We start from the raw sequence: 21,045 nt of genomic DNA on the forward strand, positions 1-21,045 counted from the left end.
AAAAGAAAAAAGACCACTTTGGCCTTTTGATTTTACTTCATTTATTTTTCCAGAGCATGGTCCAGGAATTTCTTCATCTTCTTCTGATACTCCTCTTCTGAAATAGTGTAAGCCTCCGTATGGCCTGCTCCATGGACAATCCAAATCTCTTTATCTTTGGTGGTGGCTGCGTCGTAAATTTCATGTGCCATTTCAGTTGGAACTAGGTCATCCTTATCCCCATGAATGATAAACAACGGTAATTTGTTTTTCTTTACGCTATTAAGCGCAGAAGCTTCTCCAAAAGTATATCCGGCTCTTACTTTTGTAATGAAGCTTGTAATATACATGATCGGAAATGCTGGAATATGATACAGGTATTTTAATTGGTGAGATAATTCAGCTTTAACAGTCGTATAACCGCTATCTTCGATAATACCTTTTACCTCAGGAGGAAGCTTTTCTCCGCTCGCCATAAGGACTGTTGCCGCTCCCATTGAAAAACCATGAAGGAAGATGGCATTTTCTTTCTTTTCATTTATTAATAAATGAACCCATTTTACATAATCTTTACGTTCATGCCAGCCATAACCAATATAATTACCTTCACTCATGCCGTGGCCCCTGGCATCCGGTTTTAAAATATCATATCCCAGATCATAGTAATATTTCGTAATTCCTGGCATTTGTTCGCTGCTGCCTTTATATCCGTGCGCCAAGATTACTGCTTTTCCATTCGAATGTTTGTTCTTCAAAAAGCGGGCCTTTAACTTTAAACCATCATAAGTTTTCATTTCGACGATTTCAAATTTCTGCTGGCCGGTCCATTTCATAAGTTCTGCCATTTTAACTTGCTCTTCTTCAGTTCGCAGCACACTGGCTGCAACTGCGCTACTTCCGCCGCCATGAAGCTCAGGTCCCTCCTGGCTTCGGTTGATTGCTATATTATAAAAATAATTGCCGGCTACTCCAAGGCCAATGGCAGCTACTAACACCACAGCAATGCCGGATCTTATCAATCTCTTTTTCAATTTCATTCCCCTTTGCCTACTTTTCTCTTTATCTATTTTCAAGGCCAAAAAATTTTTAACATGGTTCCTATTTGTTTTTATAGGATTTGTAAAGATACCAGTCACTCCATCCGCCTGTTAAAACAGCGGTTAACATAATAAATATAAAGCTGGGAGTTCTTGCTTGCAGCCACTTAAAAGAAAGTATCTATACGAAATACCAATCCCATTGTTAATAGTCCGAAAAGAGTCTAATAAAGTAGTCTTTCATCCTGCGGCTACATTTTTATATTAAAAAAACAGAAGTAAAATTACTTCTGTTCCTGAAGCTCCATTTTTTTAATTAAAAACTCGATCGCTTGCATTTCTTCTCTAGTCAGGTGCTGCCCTATTTCTGGATTCATTAAAATTGTTTTTGCTTGTTCAATTGTCACTTAAATCTCTCCTGTCTTTATTTCCTATTTTCTATCGGCATAAGATATCTAATTTTAAAGTGTTAAAATATGGTTGAAATTTTTCTTTCATCAATTGGCTGTTTAGGTGTCTATTAAGAGAGCGCTTTCAGCTTTTTATATGCTTTTTTAGGAATCTAATTTTTTCACTTCTCATTCCTAATACCACTAAGTAATTAGCCTTTCTTTACTATCACTTCTCCTCTAAAACTTCAGTAAATCTAAAATCCTATTTATTTTAACACAACTAATTACTTTTTTCGACAATAAATTGCAAATTTCTTACCAGACAAAGGGACTTTTCCCCTAAAAAATAACGTATTTTGATGAAATTTTTTTTTAAAAAAGGAGCAAATTTTACCAAGGAAATTTATTCCTTTTGTTTAATTATTAAGAGAAACGAAAAAGGAGGAAAGATAATGAAAATGAAAAAGCACTCAAAAATCGCTGCGTCCTTAGCCCTTACAGGAATTTTAGTATTACCGGCCGCTGTTTCAGCTAAGACCATTCCCTTAAATGTGTCTGATTCACAAAGCTATAACACAAGCGGTACTATATTAAAAACAAGTGATTCGAGACTATCAAAAGTAAGCAAAGAACGAGGGCCGGCAAATCCCCATTATAAAATGAATGTTTCTTATGACTCGAGCAAACACCAAGTAACCGGCTCATTAAATGTTGCCTTTGAAAACAATTTGAAAATCGATTTAGATGAGTTATATTTCAATTTATGGGGCAATGCTGACATGTTTACTGAAAATGGCGGAGGAATGGAAGTATCCAATATAAAAGTAAACGGTCAGGAGGCAACATATAAAACAAATGGAACAGCCTTACATATTACAGGTATTTCCGTTAAGAAAGCAGCTCATTCGGATGTTAGTATGGATTTTACTGTAACTCTTCCAAATCAGCAGGACCGGTTTGGCTGGTATAAAAACACTGTTTCACTCGGAAACTGGTTCCCAATTTTATCAGTCTACGATAATGAAGGCTGGAATGTGGACCCTTATTACAATTACGGTGAATCATTCTATTCCTTAACTGGCGACTTTGATGTAACTGTTACAACAGAAAAAAATCAAATCATTGCAGCAACCGGAACAGAGATTGGCGAAGCTAAAATCACTGATAATCTGGCAACCCACAGATACAAAGCACATGATGTTCGTGATTTTGCTATGCAAATGGATCCGGGTTATCATGTTAAATCAGCTAATGTCAACAATACTAAAATCAATGTCTATTATACGAATGAACAGGCTAAATACGCTGATTCCATGCTTGAATCGGGGATAGACAGTGTTTCATTGTTCAGTGAAAAGTTCGGTGAATACCCATGGCCGGAATTAGATATCACTGGAATGGAAGGCTGGTTTGGCGGGATGGAGTATCCTCAATTGGTCATGATTAGTATTCCTAGCTCCAGCCCAAGATCACAAAACTGGGTTAAATCTGTTACCGCTCATGAAATTGGCCACCAATGGTTCTACGGTATTATCGGGGATAATGAGTATGATGAGCCTTGGCTTGATGAATCCTTCGCAAGCTTCTCAGCCGCCCTGTATGATGAAACACTTGACCAGTTAACCTCACAGCCTGCTAATAACACTTATTATCACTTGTCTTCGCCTGTTTCCGCATTTACCGCTAAGGCCAATGAGGGCGGTATTAGCTATTATTATGGAATGATTTATGGATATGGCTCAAGAACCCTTAATGATTTAAGATTAGAACTGGGTGATGAGCAATTCTATCAATCTATGCAGGCATATTTTAAGGAAATGAAGTTTGGCGTTTCTACAACAGCTGATTTCATGAGAGTCATGCAAGAAACTTCCGGCAAAGACCTGAGTTCATTCTTTGAAAGCCATCGGGTTTTTGTAAGTGACCAGGAATAATCATGAATAGGCCCCAGTGTTTTTACTGGGGCTTTAAAAAACATCTTTGACCTTTACTTTCCATATCATATGGTCATACCCTTCGCCCCAAAAATCCTTTAACAAATAATCCGGTTCCCCAAATTTCTTATTCCAAATTTTTTGGGCATTACGGTAGCCGCTATCTAAACAAAACTCCTCGATTCCCTTTTTCATTAAAGTTAGGTAAATTTCCCTCAATAATAAATTTCCTACCCCGTTCCTTTGATAGTCTGGATGAACAAAAACCGTTCCTACCTCTGGAAGATCTTTTAATACATTGTTGGTACAGGTTTTGATTAAATTACTTGCCGGCCCATATTCAATGGAACCAATGATAATATCCCCTTCTAAAGCAAACAAAAAATACCTGTTTTCTCCATTACTATTAATATCACTTTCCAAGTATGCTTTCTTCATCTCAATCTCTTGCTCTAAATCCTCCAGGTTATCCCCTATGCCTTCTTTATTAAAAGTATCGGTAATCACAATTCTAAAAAAATGATTTAATTGTTTAAAGCTTTCGATACTCGGTCTTCTAATTTCTAACACTTCACTTCCCCCTTTACGATTTCAGGAGTCTATCAATTAACAAATCAATTAAAAAATAGGCCAGGGATAAACCTACAACAAAGCAAAGGAATTTAAGAAGGTGGGTCCTCCATTTCGTTCTATCATTAGAATAAACTTCAAGGAAGGTTAAAATGCCTAAAATGAAAATAAAAACATAGTTTGATATATTAACCACCCTTCTTCCCTTTATACATTCTTATTTCTATATTAAAAAGGTGATTCCTCTAAACTAAAACATTTGATATTTAAAAATTGAAAACAATCACTTTAGACTATTACTAGGAGGGATATTATGCTATTAACCAAAATGAAGAATTATTCTTTTAAAGACTTAAATGGTAATACCGTGGCCATCAGTGATTATGAAGGAAAAAACACATTAATATTTATGTGGGCTTCCTGGTGACGCTGTCGTGCTCAACTGCCAGGCTGGCAGGACTTTTATGAAAAATATATGGACAAAGATTTCGAGGTTTTATCGGTTTCCTCTGATTTACAAGGCGCTGATGTTGTAAAACCTTATGCAGCGGCTACATCATTTACTACTGTTATAGATAAGGATAATTCTTTAGCAAATTATTTTGGATTTAAAATTGTACCAAATGGAATATTCATCGACAAAGATGGGGTTATACGGTTAATTAAACAAGGGTTCCATGTCACTAACCACGAACATCTTGAAGCTGTGGAGAAGTTAATAAACGGGAGCTAAGAGACGGTTGTTTTGGATGATGAATATTATAATCCAGCTAATCTCGCTAATGGCATAGAAACACAACTAGCGGAAACCAAGTTTAAGCTCGGAATGGAATATTTAAATAACGGAAAGAAGGAAGAAGCATTAAAAGAATTAGATGAGGCTCTTCTTCTCGATACCGATAATTTTTTAATTCGAAAGCAGCGATGGTATATCCGTTACCCTGAAAAATTCTCCCCTGCTATTGATATAGAGTGGCAGCAGGAACAAATTAAAAAAGAAAAAAAACAAGAACAAGAATCCCTTTTAAAGGATGGGGTGACTTGTGGTCCGGAAGGCTGCCTTATACCCGGAACAAATACTGAGGCAAAATAATGCCTTCTGAATTTATGAACTTAAGTTCTGATTAGCTAAAAAACTATTCCGCAAAATGTGGAATAGTTTTTTAAATTATTCTTTATTAAAATCAAGGATTCTTAATGGATTACCGGAATGTTCTTTATAAATCGCATAACGTCGTGGAGGAATATCCACTGGTTCCTTTACAAATTCCTTGTTTTTAAAATAAGTAAGCTAATATGACTACAGGTGCAATCTATCATCACTTTGGTCACAAAACAAGCCTATATGAAGTAAAAAATTTCTAAAGTAAAATCTTGAACAGATGTTTGAAGATGGATGAAACGTGGAACAATGTGTTCATTAAAGTATTATTTTTTAAAACTTTAACACCCTCTTAACTTTGACTTAAAAAACTTGCTTTATAATAACATTATTGAATAAGTATCTTAGGGGGATTTGTATGTACTTAAGAAAGCTAACTGAGGACAGGTTCATAACTGTTGATTGCTACACTGATGGCATTTTTCAAACCTTAAAAGGCCGCGTACACAAGCTTAATCCGATTGACCAGATTCTTTCGCTAAAAGATGAGAATCATAGAGTGTTTTCTATCCCTCTATCCGGAATTAGAGATATATATTAAGAATTTACTCCTTTTCTATTCCCACACATACATCACATATTTCCTTCCAGCAAAACTAGCTTAAATTTTTATATAGATTAGCGTTGTTCAAACTTCAATGCACAACAACCAGGAATGGTATGCCCTATACCAGCTGCCCGCGATAAGGAAGTATGAACAACAGTATTTATTTTATGATTTTCTTTTAAAAATACAATGAACAAATTAAGAACATTTCTTTAAAAATTATTTCTAAATTATAGATTTGTTTGTTTGGCCTTTTAAATCTTCTGCCTTTTTTACCAGGAACTGAAGAGATGATGATTTCTTCTACCGCACTTTCCTGTTTTTCTGTTGCTTTTAACCTAAAACTTGTATTTTAGTCTGCTCCCTTGCAATATGTAGAGTTTCCTCAATAGATGAGGCTATATGTAGCTAGGCTGCCGCCATTTCTCCGGGAGTGGCATAGACCTTTTCAATGGCGGCAGCTGCATTTTAAACTTAATGAGGAATTTATTATAATGCCTTTTTGGCTATGTTTTCTTCAATTTTTCGTTCAATCATTTCTAATGCCTTTTTATCATTTTCTAAATTAATTTTATTGGCGTTTATTAATTCTTTAAATGCTAATTTACGTTTTCTCATATACATCCCCCTCCTCGTTTCAATTATATAAAAGTAATTTAGTGTAAAGCTTATTAAACGGTTACAATTATTCGAACATTGAGAAAATATACAAGATTAATAGAAATTCAGCCAATGATTTCCTTTCAACATAAATTCTTCTTTATTTCGTTAAACTTAAATAACTTTCCTTTATTGTTTAAATCCTTCCTGATAATAACAAAATAAAATAATGGATTATTAATAGGGGGAATTAAAATAAATCATACTCCTGGAATGAAAAAATCTTTTTGGGATTTCCACCATGCTTTTCACCACCGTACAGAAGCTTGGAAACAAGAGGTTTTATTTACCTGGGAATGGTGGCTGGGTATTCTTATATCAGTCCTTCCTTGGCTTCTTTGGTTTTTATTCAGAAAAAAGGATAGTACAGACAGGCTATTATATGCAGGATTTTTTGTCGCGCTCATTTCATTAACCCTTGATAATATTGGTGTACAGGTATCTGCCTGGAATTATCTTAAACCCGTTACTCCGGCTATTCCTTCTTACCTCCCGTATGACTTTACCTTATTACCAATAACAATAATGTTTTTAATTCAGTTTTTTCATAACCGAAACCCTTGGATTATTGGGATTATATTTAGCCTGTTAACTGCTTTTGTGGGCGAGCCTATTTTTAAATGGCTGGGAATCTATTTTCCAGTTCATTGGAGAAGTTTCTATTCTGTCCCTTTTTACACCGTTATTTATTACCTTGCATACAAACTGGCGAAAAGAAAGAAATTTAATGTGCTTTAAATCAGTGTTTCTACTTTCAAAAAACTAGCTTGCGTATTAAAAGTCCATATCGGGAAATGATTATAATTAATTCATTTTTTTGGGAGGGTAAGTATGACAAGTGCCTTCGAAGCTATTACAGCTATTTTAAAAAACTTTGTCGATGAAGAACCTAAACCCCCATTACATGTGGGTGAAGTAATGGATTTATGGACAGCTTATACGGCATTTAACGAAGCACATGTACTTTATCAGGTGGGAATCAATACCACTAGCGATACTGAATTAAAAAATGCTTTAAAAGATGCCTTTACTTCGAGTGATGCCGATACAAAGAAGATTGAAGCATTTCTAATTAAGGAAGGTGTCCCCCTTCCTGCTGTTAGCTCTCCTAAACCAGTTTCAGAGTCAGAAGCCATTCCTGAGGGAGTAAAACTAACAGATATAGAAATCGCCAATTTAATTTCTGTTAAAATAGCGACCTCTGTCGCATTTTGTGCACAGGCTATGAGTAAAACAGTAAGGGCAGATGTAGGACTAATTTTCCTGGGAGTCCAAATCAATTTATTAAAATATGGTGCTCCTTTTAAGAATCTTATGAAACAACGCGGCTGGTTGAAAATGCCTCCCCCTTACATACCTCCTGGATTACCGGAAAGTTAATCTTTCCGGTTTTTTGTGCAAAAATACAGAAAAACTGTCTAAATATGGAGATAAATAAAATCAGGTTTTGTCGCTATATGCGCTTCCCCCGGAAATAATTATTTCTTTCAGCAACTAAACCCAATATCCTTCTTGCTAAAGAACCGGATGATAGCGACCTCTCTTCATTATCTTCTCTTGGTAAAATTTCAGTTTTTTATTTTCATTGTCTTGAGTTTAACATCATTCATTCATCAAGACGTATTTCTTACTCAGAAAAATCAATCCTCCTAAAGTAGATCTGTTTTATATAAAAAAGCATTTTTTGAAAGAAAAATATTATTTTTTAGCTGAAATTTTATAGATTCAACAAAAATTCCTATCTTTTCAAAAGAATTGTCCGCCTTTTTATTTTTGGTGTATGACTTTTTCAACTAAATGCACGATTTTTCTAACTTAATGCACGATTTCCCAAACTAAATGCACGGTTTTTCAAACTAAATGCACGACTTCTACTTGAAATGCCAGAGTCTAATGACTTATACCCGTCTTAGAGTGCATGAGTTTTATGCTTCCCCTTTCCAGGTATATTACGATCAAAACATCTTTAGTCATGGAAGGAATAACATAATTTCCATAAGAGATACTAAACCTATCTATTTGGATTTGGGAGGTATTACATTGAGTAACAATGAAAATACTTTATCGTTTTTTGCTCTTGGCGGTATTAATGAAATAGGAAAAAATATGTACGTGGTTCAATATGCCGATGATATTGTCATTATTGACTGTGGGGGTAAGTTCCCGGATGAAAGCCTGTTGGGAATTGATTTGATTATTCCGGACCTTGCTTATCTGGAAGAAAATCAGGATAAAATTCGTGCGCTCATTGTTACACATGGACACGAAGATCATATAGGAGGGATTCCTTACTTTTTAAAAAAATTAAATGTTCCTATTTATGCTACTCGCTTCACACTCGGTTTAATTGAACTGAAATTGGAAGAGCACAAGCTTACAAGAGACACAAAGTTAATTACCATTAACTCAGAATCAGATCTTGAACTTGGCCAGATCAACGTTACTTTTTTCAAAGTTAGCCATAGTATCCCTGACTGCCTTGGAATTGTTTTCCATACACCTGAAGGAAACGTTGTTCATACAGGGGATTTTAAATTTGATTTAACTCCGGCAAATGACCAATATTCGGATATTCATAAAATGGCCGAGATTGGCAAAGAAGGTGTGCTGGCCTTAATATCTGAAAGTACCAATGCTGAGCGTAAAGGACTCACGCCGTCAGAGCAAATGGTTGGAGACCATGTATACGAAGCATTTGTGAAGGCTGAAGGGAAAATCTTTGTCTCGACCTTTGCTTCTAATGTAAATAGAGTACAGCAGGTTGTAGACGCTGCTATAAAAACCAATCGGAAGCTGGCATTGCTTGGACGGAGTATGGTAAATATTGTAGGTGTTGCTATGGAGCGCGGTTATATTAATATTCCGGAAGGTATGCTGATTGATGGGCGTGAAGCCGATAAGCTGCCACCTGAAAAAGTTGCCATTCTATGTACAGGAAGCCAGGGAGAGCCTATGGCTGCGCTCTCCCGCCTTGCAAGCGGAAACTATCGCGATGTAAGTATTTATCCAGGGGACACAGTTATCCTGGCGGCATCCCCAATACCAGGGAATGAAAAGGGTGTTTCCCGTATCATCGATAATCTTTTCCGCCTCGGTGCTAATGTGATATATGGATCAGGAAGCACTACTGGAATGCATGTGTCCGGGCATGGTTATCAGGAGGACTTAAAGTTGATGCTTACATTTATGCAGCCTAAGTATTTTATTCCGATTCACGGGGAATATCGGATGCTGCACCATCACCAGCTTTTAGCAGAGTCCGTTGGCGTGGAAAAAGGAAACACCTTTATTATTAAAAATGGTGATGTAGTTGATATTGAAAACGGAACTGCCCGCCAGACTCGAAGCATTCCGGCCGGAGACACGTATGTTGATGGGATGGGTGTTGGGGATGTCGGAGAAATTGTACTCCGTGACCGCAGGCAGCTTTCGGAGGACGGCATGGTAGTCATTGTCCTAACAATAAGTAAAAATGATAGAAGAATAATTCAAGGACCTGATACCATTACTAGAGGGTTTGTATATGTGAAGGATTCGGAAAACCTTTTAAACGAGATCAACCGACTTGTAAAGAAAACCGTTAATGACCTTGGAGCAGAGAATGTACGACAGTGGAATGTCATCAAGCAAAACATTAAAAAGTCAGTTGGGCAATATTTATTTGCCCAAACGAAGAGAAAACCAATGATCCTGCCAATCATCATAGAGATATAAGAAATCGAGTCAGGCATGAAATAAAATGCCTGTCTCTTTTCGCAATAATTCATTCTGATGTGTGCTTTCCACTCCAATCAACATCGGGTATATTAATAATGAACTTTACAACAGCCAAACAAATAAGACTTCCCTTTTTGGGAAGTCTTTTATTTTTGCTGAAGGTTCCTGATTCTGAACTCCAGACGATCTATTTCTTGTGGTAAGGATTCAATAAGGCTGTGATATATTTGTCGGGCATCCAAGGACACATCCGGATAAATGAGTTTAATAGCATCAGGTCCCCGTTCTTCTAATAGCTTAAGACGCAGTGCCGTTTCCTCAAGTGCTATTTTTAGATTTTCTAGTAGGCTTGCCATTGATATATTCCTCCGATTTCACTTCTTTATTATAGAGGAAACTCTACTCTTGCTTCAATAACAAAAGGCTTCCAATTATAATATTAAAAATAAATATTTTGTCGAAAAAGGTTTAACCTATCCCTCTCCCGGGTACATAGATATGTTAGAAGGAGAAGGTGTAGTTGAAATGTTTAATTTTAGCAAAGTAACGAAAAAAATAGAAACAAAAAAAGTAGAAATGGCCGAATATATTACAAATGTTCAAAGCATGAAATATCCAAATAAGCTTGGCCCTATTTCTGATATTTTGAAAGAAGAACGTGTTAAAGTCATTGGTTTATATGAGGAAATTCTTTTAGAGGATTTAGATACTGCCTTGAATAAAATTACAAAGTGGGGACAAACCTCTGGAGCTTTATGTGCTGAACTTGGAATGTCCATCAGCATGGCTCTTGATGAGGTTAATTATTACAGAGAAGAAATGTCGAATATGATTTTAGAGGTAACCCAAAAAGATGGCATTGACTTTCAATCCTACCATCAAGCTCAGTTAATCCTCCAAAAAATTATCGATCAAGCGGCTCAAAGCTTTAGTATGGCGTTTGTTGAGCATCATAATGATATGATGAAAAAAGCCCGCCAGGAAATTGAGGAATTATCTGTTCCTGTGGTTCCGCTGGAGAAAAAGGTAGCCGTTCTCCCTCTGATCGGAACAATTGATACTTACAGAGCAAAGCTTTTAATGCAGGAATCATTAGAAAAAAGTTCTAAATTGGGAATTTCTTATTTTATTTTAGATCTATCCGGGGTTCCTATCGTAGATACTATGGTGGCCAACCAAGTATTTCAGGTAATAGATGCATTAAAATTATTGGGTATAAAGGCAGTGATAAGCGGGATACGCCCAGAAATAGCACAAACCATGGTGGCTCTGGGAATTAATTTTAAAAACATACAAACCTATTCTACCTTAGAACAAGCATTGCAAGAATATAGACGGAATGAAAAAAACTTCTAAGAACAAAAGGCGCAAACGCCCTGTTCAATGATGAAAGGCTAAATACGCCACGTCCTGTGGCACCGCCTTTCTGACCCACGTCCTGTGGGCCTCCAACAGGCATAAGACGAATCACGTAGTCATCCTCGGAAAAGCTTAAAGCTTTTCCTTCGTGCGATGCGGATGCTTCCGAAGCGTTTCTTGTCCTGATTTCTGAAGTGATTTGGCTTATGAACCCGAGGGGCTGGGCGCTGGAGCTAGATTACAATAACCTAGTTCGGAGTTATCCACAAGGTAAAAGTATACAATTTCCTAAAAGATGACAAAAGCCAAAGGAGAAAATCCTTTGGCTAATTTTTAATTTCCATTGGTGGTTTCTGACTTCAAGTATTATATCGATCAGCAGTAATCATATGACATCCTTTTACTGTAGGATGATGCCGTAATTGCAGTGATAATTTGTTAAGGATAAAGCTTATCCCTAATTTCTTTTACCCAAACTATAATTCCATTAATAATCACGGTTTCTCCCATCATTTCTGCCTGAAATTGGAGAATGATATCATCGCTGGTCGTCAGCCTTATATTCGAAAGAAATCTCAGTCCACCCAGTCCCATATCCTCAATAAGTACTTCTGTTTGGCCAAGATTCATATTTTTTCCTTTAAAAAGCGTAATAGTCATCTGGGCGCATAAAGGGTATGGAAATGGAATACGGAAATATTCTCTTCTGTTTGATAATTCATTATATTTTCTTCAGTCATCCTTATATCTATTTTTCCCTTATCCAAAATGCTTTCAAATTCAAGTATGGGTAAAGGCTTGCTAAATAAATAACCTTGGATTTGATCATATTTAAATTTGGACAATACAATTAATTGTTCTCTCGTTTCCACACCTTCTGCAACAACCTTTAACTTCATTTGGTGAGCTAGCTGGTAAATTGTCTCTGCAATTAAGGCATCTTCGGAACTGCTGGTTATATCCTGGATAAATTGCCTGTCCACTTTTAAGGTGTCTATTTTGTTTTTGAACCTCTTTAGGTAGGATAACGAAGAGTAGCCCTGCCTAAAGTCATCTAATGAAATATGTACCCTATTTCTTTAAGCTTGTCACGTGATTCTGAAACAACCTGTTCATTTTGCAAAAGAGAAGTTTCAGTTATTTCAATTTCAAGCCAGTTAGGTTCAATCTCTGCAGCTAAAATGGATTGTTTAATATTCACAATAAAATCTGTGTCCATAAACCGTATAGCGGAAACGTTAACTGAAATGGGAATCTTTTAATAAAAAACTATAGCAATAAACAATTGGTGGGGTTTTCCCATAAAAAAACGCACCTTAAAGGTACGTTTTAAATTAATTCTTTATAAGATAAACATCCCACTATTCCACTTGCAATTCTTAAAACCACACAGCTCCTGCCACGAAGAATAATACCTATTTAGGGAAAGTTCTTCCGACAATAATAGGTGACGGAAGACTGATGATATGTTTTCATTTAAAGATTACATAAAGGATTATTGCCCCTATAACAATGATACCGCCAATAGTAGGATTCCCATACCAGGTTCGATTCCATCCATCATCCGTATTAATTTGGCTTTTTTCATTTCGTTCCTTTAATTTTGTCATTATTTCCACCCTTATTTTTCATATATACAAGATGTGAAGGTAATCAGAAATAAACCAAAAACAGATAATACCCCACCTCCAACTAAAAAGTTATTTATATAACTTTTAATGATGACATGATATAGTGATGGGTCTGCTCTGTTTGCTAACCATGTTTCAGCCAATGAAGTACCAAAAGATACGCTATTAAAAATCATGATAAAACCTGCAAGTCCCGCTATCACGCCAATAAAAATAATTAACACATAATGTTCTTTAACCATCAAACTCCTCCACCTTGATCACTAGCTACTATTAGATATCCTTCGGATTTAAAAAGTAAAAGTTGTTTTATTTGTTTATTTTATTAGAAAATAACTTATTGCGGCCATTAAAATACTGGGCAGTCCTATTAATAAAATGGAATTCGTTACGAAGTATCTTTTGTTTCTATCTTCCTCTGATTCAGAATTTAGATTTCTTCCCATCCTATCACCATCAACAAATGCGCCCGAAAATAAAGCTCCGATTATGAGACTCAATCCTGCAACCGCCCCAGTAATTTTATACAATAAGGTAAAATCGCTTAGAAATACCGATACAAGAACAGCTGCCAATACTATAGATATCCCAATCAATATCTTATTCATCTTCAACACATCCTTATATGATTTTTTAATTACTTTAAATAAGTCTGATACCAACAACAGTCTGTTGTTTTGACCACATTTAGTTCCAAGTGTTGATTTTAATTACTTTTATACAAAATGTTTCCAGTTTATTATATCATTTACTAAATATTTAAAATACGTATTATTTCACTTAAAAAAGACCCCAAAATGAGGTCCTAAATAACTTTTATTCACCATCCTAATCCATCACCTTTTCCACCCTTTCTGGAACCGAAGGAACTTCGGTTTTTAAACCATTGGGCCTAGATGGATCGTTGATACATTCATGAAAAATTTCTAAATGCATTATAATTATTCTTACACGTTCCATTGTTATCTGAAAAATCTCTACATACTTTTTAACACTTGCCAAGGTAACTAGGACATCCTTCATCAATTCATTCATTTATTTTTTCTGATTTACTTAACTCTAAACCTTGTTAGTTCTGTCTTTATATCCCTATCACGAAAAGTAATTAGTTAGTTCCCATCCATCTAAACCATCTGCCATGGCCATCGGTTTCGGCAATGGTGTGTTCATGCATCACCCCTTTAATATAATAATCAAGATGTAGGTATTTATCCTGGATGTTATTATAGATGTGAAAAACATCCCGTTTTTTTCCAATAGAATCAACTTTATTTAAAAGTAACACTTTTGTCTCTGCTGACATTTGATTGGCTACATGAGTATGGTAGATACAAACAGTATTTTCCAATGATACCTTTTCTGCATATTTATTTAATAACGTAACCCCATCGCCTTCAATTAAAGAGACCGGATTGTCAAGAAAACAACTGGCTGCTTTTTCGAACATCATCAATCTTTCTTTATGCTCTGGCCATATCAATGATTTCAGCCACAGCCTTTCATTCTCATCGGTCAGATCTACTGCATTTATATCGAAACCGATTCTTGAAGCTACAGGCGGAGGAGTCTGATTAATAAATGGCAGGTTTTCTCCTTTTAACTCTGAAGCCAGATGTAATTTAGAACTCTTATTGCCAACAACTTCTTCATAATTGGTATACGAGTATGAATACTTATCCCATAAAAGCTGTAGTCCTGCACTCGTTCCAATTTCGAAGATAGCCAGTGGCTTTTTCGTTTTCTTGAAAATGAAGCAGAAAACAGGATAAAGGTAAGCGCATCTCCGGACCTCATTTGTTTGAACAAGCTTTGTTTGTAAAAGCGAAATGATTTCATTCTCGTATTTTAAGCAAAAATCTTTAAAGTAAGGAAATGCTCCTTCTGGCATCCTAGCCCCATCTATACTAGGATAGAAACCTTTTAAATAATGTTCCATTCCTTTTAGCAAAAGATAATGCACCGCTCCAAAAAGTAAATTGGGAACGGGCTGTCCGCTTCTTGAGTAGGTACATAAATCTAGTATTTGTTCATCCTTTGCAATTTTTAGTGATAAATATTCGTATAAATGGCTCGAGCCTTTGCACTCGTTTTCAGCAAAGTTTAAAAACTTTTGGGATATCTCTTCCTTTTTTAAAGGCATTACGCTTCCCCCATTAGAGTGAGAATTATTTTGCAGATCAGAGTTTTAATGAAATTTCATCCAAATTTTGTATATGGAAAAAATTTTAATTAACTTGGAGGCAGTAATTTGAAGGTATTGCTGAGAAATGTCTTATTATTTTCGTTTATTAGTCTATAAGCTTTTATTTTAAATTTTCTTGTTTTAACACAATGCAACTACAAAACCTAATTTGTTTTTCTTTGCTTCCATTCCTTATCCCCCTTAAATCTTCGTTTTTGTTTTGATAATGGCTCGGGGATCATGGGATAAATCTGTTCTATATTCCACGAGGCCAATTTCGCAACCCGGTCCAATTTCCACTTTATTTCCACGTACAATTCCAGCCTTGGTATTTTCCAGATAGATCTCATCACCTTCAATGGTTTTTGTATCAAGGTATCCAGATCGTTTTGAAAGTGAAATATTGGTGAAAGGAATCAGCCAGGAACCTTTTTTTACCGTTATTTTGCCTCCTCCTATTTCTTCTGCAAAGCTATCACCGTAGCTCATGACGATTTTTACAGTATCTGCTGAAAGCAGTCCCTTAATTTCAAAACCCCCGCTTGAGTCAAACTTTTCATACTCTACATTTCCTTTAACCTTAATACCGCCCTTGATAATTGCGGTATCACCATAAAGACTGTCTTCAACCTCCAACGTGCCAAAAATTCTCATTTTTTCCAATTTCGCTTTGCCGCCAATCGTCATGGTACCCATCACAAGCATTTCTTTTGCTTCGACATTTCCTTTAACCTCTGCCTCACCGAGGATTTTTGCTGTACGAGTTTTAACGTTTTCCCTTGCCTCACTTGTTCCATAAACACGAAAGATTGAGCAATCAATATCATTTACGATATTTCCTTCACCCCTGATGCTTATTTTCTCGTAGTGCCCTCCAGGATAACTCCCCGATCCATTAATAATTAGGTTACTGCTATTTTTCATTATCTCTTCCCCCTTTTAAATCTTTACACTTTTATTAACTATTGCTTTTTTATCCTGCTCAAAATCTTCGCTGTACTCAACTAAACCAATCTGGCAATTTCGTCCGATCCTTACCTGATTCCCCCTTACCACTTTTGCAATAGTATTTTCCAGATCAATTTTGTCTCCTTCAATTAAGTCCGTTTCTAGCTGTGCTGTAAAAAGAGGCTTGATGATAGAATCAAAAAAAGAGCCTTTATGCTTAACAATTATGATTTGACCGCCGATCTCCTTTACCTTACAGGTGCCATAGATCTGAACCTTAATTTCATCTGCATTTAGTAACCCGCCAATATTAAATTGAGCTTCTGCACTAAATATTTCCGCCTCACAATCTTCCTCGACTGTTAGAGTTCCTTTAATGTTTATTTCATCACTTTTGATTCTTCCGCCTACCGATATTTTTCCGGAAATCTTTACATGTTCGGCATGCAGATTTCCGTCTATCTTCGCGGTCCCATCTATAAAAAGCGATTGGCTTTCAATCGTTCCCTTAAATTTGGCTTTACCATTTACTTTGAATTGCTCTGACTTAACGTTCCCGTTAACGGTACCGAAACCATTACTTTTAAACTCAACGCAATCAACATCGCTATTTACTGTACTAAAACCATTGAGGGTAACATGATTAAATTGCCCGCCATTTGATGCACCGAATCCATTAACTTCTAGGTCTTCTCTAACCTTCGTATCCATTTATATTCTCCTTTATAATAATTTAGCTTTTAATTCCTCCATGGAAGTCATAAGTGAAACCTGAGAAACTATTTTGGTTCCTTTTTCAACATAAATGTCTTCCGCATTCACCAGCAAGAAACATGAGGATACTCCCAGTTTACGGGTAATGAGTATGTCGCAGCTTTTTTGCTGGATGGACTGAGTATTAGCTTTTAAAACCTCTAGTACCGTTTTAGCTTCATCCAAATTTATATCACCGGATTGAAGAAGCTTTTCTAAAACAAATATCTCGAGCATTCTTAAAATATTAAACTTTTGGCCTCCTTTTTCATTTTCCATGTAAAAATTCATCACAGTTGTCGAAACAATGTTACGCTTTATAAGTTCGTCCTTTTCAAATTCCATATTTTTAATATTTGGTGAGAACATGTCAGCTAGTTCATCCAAAGAAAGATTTTCCTTCATGGTCTGGATTTTAATAATTCTTTCCAGAATCTTTTCTTTTGGAAAAAATGTTTCCTGGCCTGTAAAGGTTGATTTTCGTACAAACCACTCCTCAGGGATAAGATCTTTCCGCTTCCACCTGTATAGCTGTCCGTAAGAGATTCCTGCTAATTCTAATAGGTCTTTTTTAGAGATTAATTCCTCGCTCATCGTCATAACCCCTTTCTGTATAACAGCGTAACATAACAGTGTTACGCATGTAAAGAAAAATTGGAGAATTTTATTAACAGGGTAAATTCGCAACTCATAGGACAAAAAAAATCCTTTAAAATAAGATTTAAAGGATAAATTTTATCTATTTTTTAGGTTTTCAAATGAAATGATAAATGTTGTACCTTGATTTGGCTCACTTATAACGTTTATCGTTCCTTTATGGTTTTGGATTATCTTAAGACTGACCATCAGCCCCAACCCATTGCCGGTTGGTTTTGTCGTGAAAAATGGTTCTCCCAATTTTTTAACTTGTTCTTCTGTCATTCCGACGCCACTATCTTTGATTGTAACGTGAATGTTTTGGAATGTTTTCTCAATGGAAATCTGAATTTTCCCGCCTTCTGGCATAGCTTCGATAGCATTTTTTATTAAATTTAAAAATACCTGCTTTAATTGGTTTTTTTCTCCAGAAATTATGACTTCTTCTTCAGGAATCTGATATTCGATTGTAACATTCTTAAGCAGGGCCTCTGGATCAAGGAATTTTATGACACTTCTTAAAATACTTTTTATATCACAATCACTAAAGTAAATTGTATGGGGTTTGGCAAATACCATGAATTCACTTACGATAAAGTTGATTCTTTCAATTTCTTCAAGGATAGTATCTGCGTACTTATGCGCCTTTTCTTCCTCAGTTAAAAGCTGCACAAATCCTTTAATAGTTGTTAAGGGGTTTCGTATCTCATGGGCAATTCCGGCAGCCAGTTCACCTATCATCGAAAGCTGTTCTGTTTTCCGCAAAGTATCTTCCGTTCTCTTTTTTTCAGTTATATCATACTGAATGGAAACGTGCCTATAGCGCTTTCCATTTGCATCCATAAAGGGAACAATGGTTGTATCAAGCCAGTATTTTGTACCATCCTTTGCCTGATTTAGGATTTCTCCTTTCCAAACCTCTCCTGCTTCAATGACCTGCCAAATTTTACGAAAAAAAGAAGGAGGATGATATCCGGAAGCGAAAAAATCATGTTTTTGTCCTATCAGTTCTTCCCGGCTATACTTATATAGATTGCAAAAATTATCATTTACATATGAAATTCTGTCCTCACGGTCTGTAAAGGCAAATATGGTGGCTTCATTTAAAACTCTATCCAAGTCCGCCAATTCTTTAAGTGTCATTTGTAAATTCTGTTTGGATTCATCTAAAGCAAATTTGATAAATGACAATTCTTCATTGTAAAAATTCATTAGTGTTTTCGAAATCAGCTGGTACAAGTATTCAATTACTTTAATGGTATCAAAAAGGTCACTTATTGATATTCTATTTTCTCTTGCTTCTCTCTCCAACAGGTCCATAATGGATTTGCGGGTTAAATAAACTAAATTGATGGATTCATCAAGGGTGGCGTTGGAATTGATTAAATTAACACCCAAAACATCTGAAAAGGTAATCAGATTATTTTTGTTTTTTTCATTTTGGTTCATTAAAAATTCTCCTATAAAGATAAAGAGGTTTTCCTTTGAAACCCGAAGAGAATCCATTTGATTTAACAAGATGCTGTAAATGTTTTTGTCATTAATTGACTGTTTAAAAAAGACTCCGTTTAACTCTTTTATTTTCTTTCCAATATACTCTATTTGATCACTCATATTAGCCCTCGTTCAGTTATCTTTTTTTAACCTATATTAGACAATTTTCACTCTTTCTCCTTCTTTTTTCCTAATATTTTAACTTAATGATAAAAAAGTCATCAACTAGAAATATTAACAGAAATGACTAAAGTTCAATTATTAATAGAAAAAAACGCAGTCAAATAACGATGTTATAAACTGCGTACTGGATTATGCGGCCGGCAGAGTCGCTGATTCCCCTATAATCAACAACACCGATTACATAGCCTATTTATAAAAGGTTTTTTAATTTGATTCTAACTTACTCGTTTATAAAACCTACTCTTTCCTACTATACACACTTTTCTTCCATGTAACTTATTAAAAATTCTCTGTCTTCAGGAAAAGAAAGGTCCAAGGTCCTTAATTCCTCCTGTGTTTTCCAGGCTATATCATAAATTAACTGATCCGGATCTTGAAAAACCCTTTCTCCGCCAATCGCCTTTACGGCAAAGTAATGGACTTCAAAGGTAATATTCATATCTTCATAGTGTCCATGTTTAATCTTTATCTCATCAGCTACTTCTACAATATATCCGGTTTCCTCCTCCACCTCTCTGATACAGCATTCTTTAAATCTTTCGTTCTTTTCTTTACTACGAGAAGGAATCGACCACGTTTTTTTCTCATGGGGCTGTCCTTGTAAAACCATCAGTAATTTTCCTTCTTCGTTTATACAAACACCTGCCGCACCATACCAATTTTTCATATTTCAACCCCTTAATTTCAATAGAGAATAACTCCCCTTCCTGCTGGAAAAGCTGCATATATAAACGACTTAATTGGTTTTTCTGACATTTTTAAAAGGGAAATAAACCATTTCGCTTTGGCCCACGATTTCATCTCTTGGAATAAAACCTAGCCCATTTCTGCTGTCCATACTATATAACCTGTTATCCCCCATAACAAAGAACTCGTTTTTGGGTACATTTACAGGTCCAAAGTCACCTGTTAACCGGCCGCCACCCATTTGCTCAGTTAATTTACGATTATGAGAAAGATAGGGTTCCTCGGTTAAATTCCCATTAACATACAATTGGTCATCTTTCATCAGAATCGTATCTCCTGGCAGCCCAATAATTCTTTTTACGTAGTTCTCCGTTTTCCCTTGAATTAAACCAATTTCTCCTCTTTTAAAGTCCTCTTTTAGATGAAGTTTATTTACAAAAATCTTATCATGGTTATGCAGGGTTGGCTCCATAGATGCGCCTTCAACAATATATGGTGCAACAAGAAAGGTTCGAACCACAAAAGATATACCTAAGGCAATAAATAGGGACTTTCCCCAGCTCTTTAGTTCTTTTTTAGTATTGGTATTCATTCAATCACTCCCTTATTTTTCCTTTCCACAACTATTCTTCACTAGTAAAATAAATTCCTTTCCAACCAAAATTTTTCTTTAACAAGAACAAGAATGATTTACTCATTCAAAAAAAGGCTGTACCAAAAAGCTTGGTTACAGCCTGTCTTTTTTGTCAGATAAAAAGTAGTTTTTACGACAGCCTTGTTCACTAAGATCGTTTTCGATTTTGTAAATAGGTGAAAACTATTTATTTCTTTCTATACTCACTAGTGAATAGTTGTATTATGAATCTGACAAGTTTAAAGACATAGCTCTGAGCGGTCAGATTGTAGAACATGCATTTCTTCCTAAATCCGTGCATTTCCCCTTTGGAATCGTGCATTTCATTCTTGGAATCGTGCATTTCCTCCTTGAAATCGTGCATTTCTTTCTTGGAATCGTGCATTTCTTTCTTGGAATCGTGCATTTCTTTCTTGGAATCGTGCATTTCTTTCTTGAAATCGTGTATTTCTTCCTAAAACGGGATTGAGTCCATATAATTGTGTAAAAAGAAAGAGTCATTTTATTCACTCTTGGCAACACTGTTTTCAACGACGATAA

Annotated in this window: 26 protein-coding genes and 1 pseudogene; 9 read left to right on the forward strand and 18 right to left on the reverse strand. The window is 35.7% G+C overall.

The genetic code is table 11. The annotated features are described in order from the left end of the window. Positions 1-41 precede the first annotated feature (41 nt). A complete protein-coding gene (locus G8761_RS10050) occupies positions 42-1,016 on the reverse strand; it encodes an alpha/beta fold hydrolase (protein ID WP_166026130.1) in 975 nt (324 codons plus the stop codon). Between the two features lie 284 nt (positions 1,017-1,300). Beyond that, on the reverse strand, positions 1,301-1,423 hold the full coding sequence (locus G8761_RS27635; RefSeq protein WP_275940693.1) for a hypothetical protein: 123 nt from the start codon (positions 1,421-1,423) through the stop codon (positions 1,301-1,303). A 437-nt stretch (positions 1,424-1,860) separates the two neighbouring features. On the opposite strand from G8761_RS27635, the gene G8761_RS10055 reads away from it, so the two are divergent. Continuing rightward, positions 1,861-3,342 (forward strand): M1 family metallopeptidase, encoded by a 1,482-nt coding sequence (locus tag G8761_RS10055; protein WP_166026132.1) that lies wholly within the window; start codon positions 1,861-1,863, stop codon positions 3,340-3,342. A gap of 33 nt (positions 3,343-3,375) precedes the next feature. Here the strand turns inward: G8761_RS10055 and G8761_RS10060 are convergent, their stop codons facing one another. Continuing rightward, positions 3,376-3,912 carry a GNAT family N-acetyltransferase gene (locus G8761_RS10060; protein ID WP_166026134.1) on the reverse strand — a complete coding sequence of 179 codons (537 nt, stop codon included), beginning with the start codon at positions 3,910-3,912 and terminating at the stop codon, positions 3,376-3,378. Positions 3,913-4,225: 313 nt separating this feature from the next. Here G8761_RS10060 and G8761_RS28055 point away from each other — a divergent pair, with 313 nt between their 5' ends. From G8761_RS28055 to G8761_RS10070, 4 genes are all read left to right on the forward strand, one after another. Continuing rightward, positions 4,226-4,339, forward strand: coding sequence for a TlpA family protein disulfide reductase (locus G8761_RS28055; RefSeq protein WP_420800239.1), 114 nt, complete (start codon positions 4,226-4,228; stop codon positions 4,337-4,339). Between the two features lie 15 nt (positions 4,340-4,354). Next, on the forward strand, positions 4,355-4,645 hold the full coding sequence (locus tag G8761_RS27125; RefSeq protein WP_275940696.1) for a peroxiredoxin family protein: 291 nt from the start codon (positions 4,355-4,357) through the stop codon (positions 4,643-4,645). A gap of 12 nt (positions 4,646-4,657) precedes the next feature. Next, complete coding sequence (locus G8761_RS27130; protein ID WP_243449961.1) at positions 4,658-5,005, forward strand: tetratricopeptide repeat protein; 348 nt, start codon at positions 4,658-4,660, stop codon at positions 5,003-5,005. A 427-nt stretch (positions 5,006-5,432) separates the two neighbouring features. Then, positions 5,433-5,615 (forward strand): YolD-like family protein, encoded by a 183-nt coding sequence (locus G8761_RS10070; RefSeq protein ID WP_166026136.1) that lies wholly within the window; start codon positions 5,433-5,435, stop codon positions 5,613-5,615. Between the two features lie 495 nt (positions 5,616-6,110). On the opposite strand, the gene G8761_RS10075 is transcribed toward G8761_RS10070, so the two are convergent. Beyond that, positions 6,111-6,239: an FbpB family small basic protein gene (locus G8761_RS10075; RefSeq protein WP_166026138.1), complete on the reverse strand. Its 129-nt coding sequence runs from the start codon at positions 6,237-6,239 to the stop codon at positions 6,111-6,113. 255 nt (positions 6,240-6,494) lie between these two features. On the opposite strand from G8761_RS10075, the gene G8761_RS10080 reads away from it, so the two are divergent. From G8761_RS10080 to G8761_RS10090, 3 genes are all read left to right on the forward strand, one after another. Continuing rightward, a complete protein-coding gene (locus G8761_RS10080; RefSeq protein WP_166026140.1) occupies positions 6,495-7,019 on the forward strand; it encodes a CBO0543 family protein in 525 nt (174 codons plus the stop codon). A 93-nt stretch (positions 7,020-7,112) separates the two neighbouring features. Next, complete coding sequence (locus G8761_RS10085; RefSeq protein ID WP_166026142.1) at positions 7,113-7,661, forward strand: DUF3231 family protein; 549 nt, start codon at positions 7,113-7,115, stop codon at positions 7,659-7,661. 660 nt (positions 7,662-8,321) lie between these two features. After that, positions 8,322-9,995, forward strand: a complete 1,674-nt coding sequence (locus G8761_RS10090; RefSeq protein ID WP_275940694.1) for a ribonuclease J — start codon at positions 8,322-8,324, stop codon at positions 9,993-9,995. 149 nt (positions 9,996-10,144) lie between these two features. Here G8761_RS10090 and G8761_RS10095 read toward each other — a convergent pair whose 3' ends face one another. Next, positions 10,145-10,354 carry a hypothetical protein gene (locus G8761_RS10095; RefSeq protein ID WP_166026146.1) on the reverse strand — a complete coding sequence of 70 codons (210 nt, stop codon included), beginning with the start codon at positions 10,352-10,354 and terminating at the stop codon, positions 10,145-10,147. Positions 10,355-10,523: 169 nt separating this feature from the next. On the opposite strand from G8761_RS10095, the gene G8761_RS10100 reads away from it, so the two are divergent. Then, positions 10,524-11,354: an STAS domain-containing protein gene (locus G8761_RS10100; RefSeq protein WP_166026148.1), complete on the forward strand. Its 831-nt coding sequence runs from the start codon at positions 10,524-10,526 to the stop codon at positions 11,352-11,354. A gap of 441 nt (positions 11,355-11,795) precedes the next feature. Here the strand turns inward: G8761_RS10100 and G8761_RS10105 are convergent, their stop codons facing one another. The 13 genes and pseudogenes from G8761_RS10105 to G8761_RS26835 all read right to left on the reverse strand — a co-directional run. Next, complete coding sequence (locus G8761_RS10105) at positions 11,796-12,017, reverse strand: hypothetical protein (protein ID WP_243449962.1); 222 nt, start codon at positions 12,015-12,017, stop codon at positions 11,796-11,798. Next, positions 12,014-12,576, reverse strand: a pseudogene (locus G8761_RS10110) (EAL domain-containing protein). Before G8761_RS10110 ends, G8761_RS10105 begins: the two are co-directional and overlap by 4 nt. 253 nt (positions 12,577-12,829) lie before the next feature. Continuing rightward, complete coding sequence (locus G8761_RS10120) at positions 12,830-12,967, reverse strand: hypothetical protein (protein WP_166026152.1); 138 nt, start codon at positions 12,965-12,967, stop codon at positions 12,830-12,832. Between the two features lie 11 nt (positions 12,968-12,978). Next, entirely contained in the window at positions 12,979-13,230 is a 252-nt protein-coding gene (locus tag G8761_RS10125) for a hypothetical protein (protein WP_166026154.1), read from the reverse strand. A 75-nt stretch (positions 13,231-13,305) separates the two neighbouring features. Beyond that, on the reverse strand, positions 13,306-13,596 hold the full coding sequence (locus G8761_RS10130; RefSeq protein ID WP_166026156.1) for a DUF5316 domain-containing protein: 291 nt from the start codon (positions 13,594-13,596) through the stop codon (positions 13,306-13,308). A 497-nt stretch (positions 13,597-14,093) separates the two neighbouring features. After that, positions 14,094-15,128, reverse strand: coding sequence for a DUF2332 domain-containing protein (locus tag G8761_RS10135; protein WP_166026158.1), 1,035 nt, complete (start codon positions 15,126-15,128; stop codon positions 14,094-14,096). A 243-nt stretch (positions 15,129-15,371) separates the two neighbouring features. Beyond that, positions 15,372-16,094: a cytoplasmic protein gene (locus G8761_RS10140; protein WP_166026160.1), complete on the reverse strand. Its 723-nt coding sequence runs from the start codon at positions 16,092-16,094 to the stop codon at positions 15,372-15,374. A gap of 15 nt (positions 16,095-16,109) precedes the next feature. Continuing rightward, on the reverse strand, positions 16,110-16,829 hold the full coding sequence (locus tag G8761_RS10145; protein ID WP_166026162.1) for a polymer-forming cytoskeletal protein: 720 nt from the start codon (positions 16,827-16,829) through the stop codon (positions 16,110-16,112). A gap of 12 nt (positions 16,830-16,841) precedes the next feature. Beyond that, a complete protein-coding gene (locus G8761_RS10150; protein WP_166026164.1) occupies positions 16,842-17,465 on the reverse strand; it encodes a YhbD family protein in 624 nt (207 codons plus the stop codon). Positions 17,466-17,606: 141 nt separating this feature from the next. Then, on the reverse strand, positions 17,607-19,121 hold the full coding sequence (locus G8761_RS10155; RefSeq protein ID WP_166026167.1) for an ATP-binding protein: 1,515 nt from the start codon (positions 19,119-19,121) through the stop codon (positions 17,607-17,609). Positions 19,122-19,434: 313 nt separating this feature from the next. Further along, entirely contained in the window at positions 19,435-19,851 is a 417-nt protein-coding gene (locus G8761_RS10160; protein WP_166026169.1) for an NUDIX hydrolase, read from the reverse strand. 69 nt (positions 19,852-19,920) lie between these two features. Next, positions 19,921-20,463: a signal peptidase I gene (gene lepB / locus G8761_RS10165; RefSeq protein ID WP_166026171.1), complete on the reverse strand. Its 543-nt coding sequence runs from the start codon at positions 20,461-20,463 to the stop codon at positions 19,921-19,923. Positions 20,464-20,766: 303 nt separating this feature from the next. Further along, positions 20,767-21,045, reverse strand: a 279-nt coding sequence (locus G8761_RS26835; RefSeq protein ID WP_207789178.1) for a hypothetical protein, incomplete at its 5' end; no start/stop codon positions are given.

The sequence above is a fragment of the Neobacillus terrae genome (genome assembly GCF_011393025.1).
In the GTDB taxonomy this organism is placed as follows: domain Bacteria; phylum Bacillota; class Bacilli; order Bacillales; family Cytobacillaceae; genus Neobacillus_A; species Neobacillus_A terrae.

Coding starts and splice junctions, on each gene's coding strand:
- G8761_RS10085 (WP_166026142.1), top strand. CDS start 7,113: ATGACAAGTGCCTTCGAAGCTATTACAGCTATTTTAAAAAACTTTGTC.
- G8761_RS10155 (WP_166026167.1), bottom strand. CDS start 19,121: ATGAGTGATCAAATAGAGTATATTGGAAAGAAAATAAAAGAGTTAAAC.
- G8761_RS10130 (WP_166026156.1), bottom strand. CDS start 13,596: ATGAATAAGATATTGATTGGGATATCTATAGTATTGGCAGCTGTTCTT.
- G8761_RS10105 (WP_243449962.1), bottom strand. CDS start 12,017: ATGACTATTACGCTTTTTAAAGGAAAAAATATGAATCTTGGCCAAACA.
- G8761_RS10095 (WP_166026146.1), bottom strand. CDS start 10,354: ATGGCAAGCCTACTAGAAAATCTAAAAATAGCACTTGAGGAAACGGCA.
- G8761_RS10055 (WP_166026132.1), top strand. CDS start 1,861: ATGAAAATGAAAAAGCACTCAAAAATCGCTGCGTCCTTAGCCCTTACA.
- G8761_RS10050 (WP_166026130.1), bottom strand. CDS start 1,016: ATGAAATTGAAAAAGAGATTGATAAGATCCGGCATTGCTGTGGTGTTA.
- lepB (WP_166026171.1), bottom strand. CDS start 20,463: ATGAATACCAATACTAAAAAAGAACTAAAGAGCTGGGGAAAGTCCCTA.
- G8761_RS10120 (WP_166026152.1), bottom strand. CDS start 12,967: ATGACAAAATTAAAGGAACGAAATGAAAAAAGCCAAATTAATACGGAT.
- G8761_RS28055 (WP_420800239.1), top strand. CDS start 4,226: ATGCTATTAACCAAAATGAAGAATTATTCTTTTAAAGACTTAAATGGT.
- G8761_RS10125 (WP_166026154.1), bottom strand. CDS start 13,230: ATGGTTAAAGAACATTATGTGTTAATTATTTTTATTGGCGTGATAGCG.
- G8761_RS10070 (WP_166026136.1), top strand. CDS start 5,433: ATGTACTTAAGAAAGCTAACTGAGGACAGGTTCATAACTGTTGATTGC.
- G8761_RS10160 (WP_166026169.1), bottom strand. CDS start 19,851: ATGAAAAATTGGTATGGTGCGGCAGGTGTTTGTATAAACGAAGAAGGA.
- G8761_RS10100 (WP_166026148.1), top strand. CDS start 10,524: ATGTTTAATTTTAGCAAAGTAACGAAAAAAATAGAAACAAAAAAAGTA.
- G8761_RS10150 (WP_166026164.1), bottom strand. CDS start 17,465: ATGAGCGAGGAATTAATCTCTAAAAAAGACCTATTAGAATTAGCAGGA.
- G8761_RS10140 (WP_166026160.1), bottom strand. CDS start 16,094: ATGAAAAATAGCAGTAACCTAATTATTAATGGATCGGGGAGTTATCCT.
- G8761_RS10080 (WP_166026140.1), top strand. CDS start 6,495: ATGAAAAAATCTTTTTGGGATTTCCACCATGCTTTTCACCACCGTACA.
- G8761_RS10135 (WP_166026158.1), bottom strand. CDS start 15,128: ATGCCTTTAAAAAAGGAAGAGATATCCCAAAAGTTTTTAAACTTTGCT.
- G8761_RS10075 (WP_166026138.1), bottom strand. CDS start 6,239: ATGAGAAAACGTAAATTAGCATTTAAAGAATTAATAAACGCCAATAAA.
- G8761_RS10145 (WP_166026162.1), bottom strand. CDS start 16,829: ATGGATACGAAGGTTAGAGAAGACCTAGAAGTTAATGGATTCGGTGCA.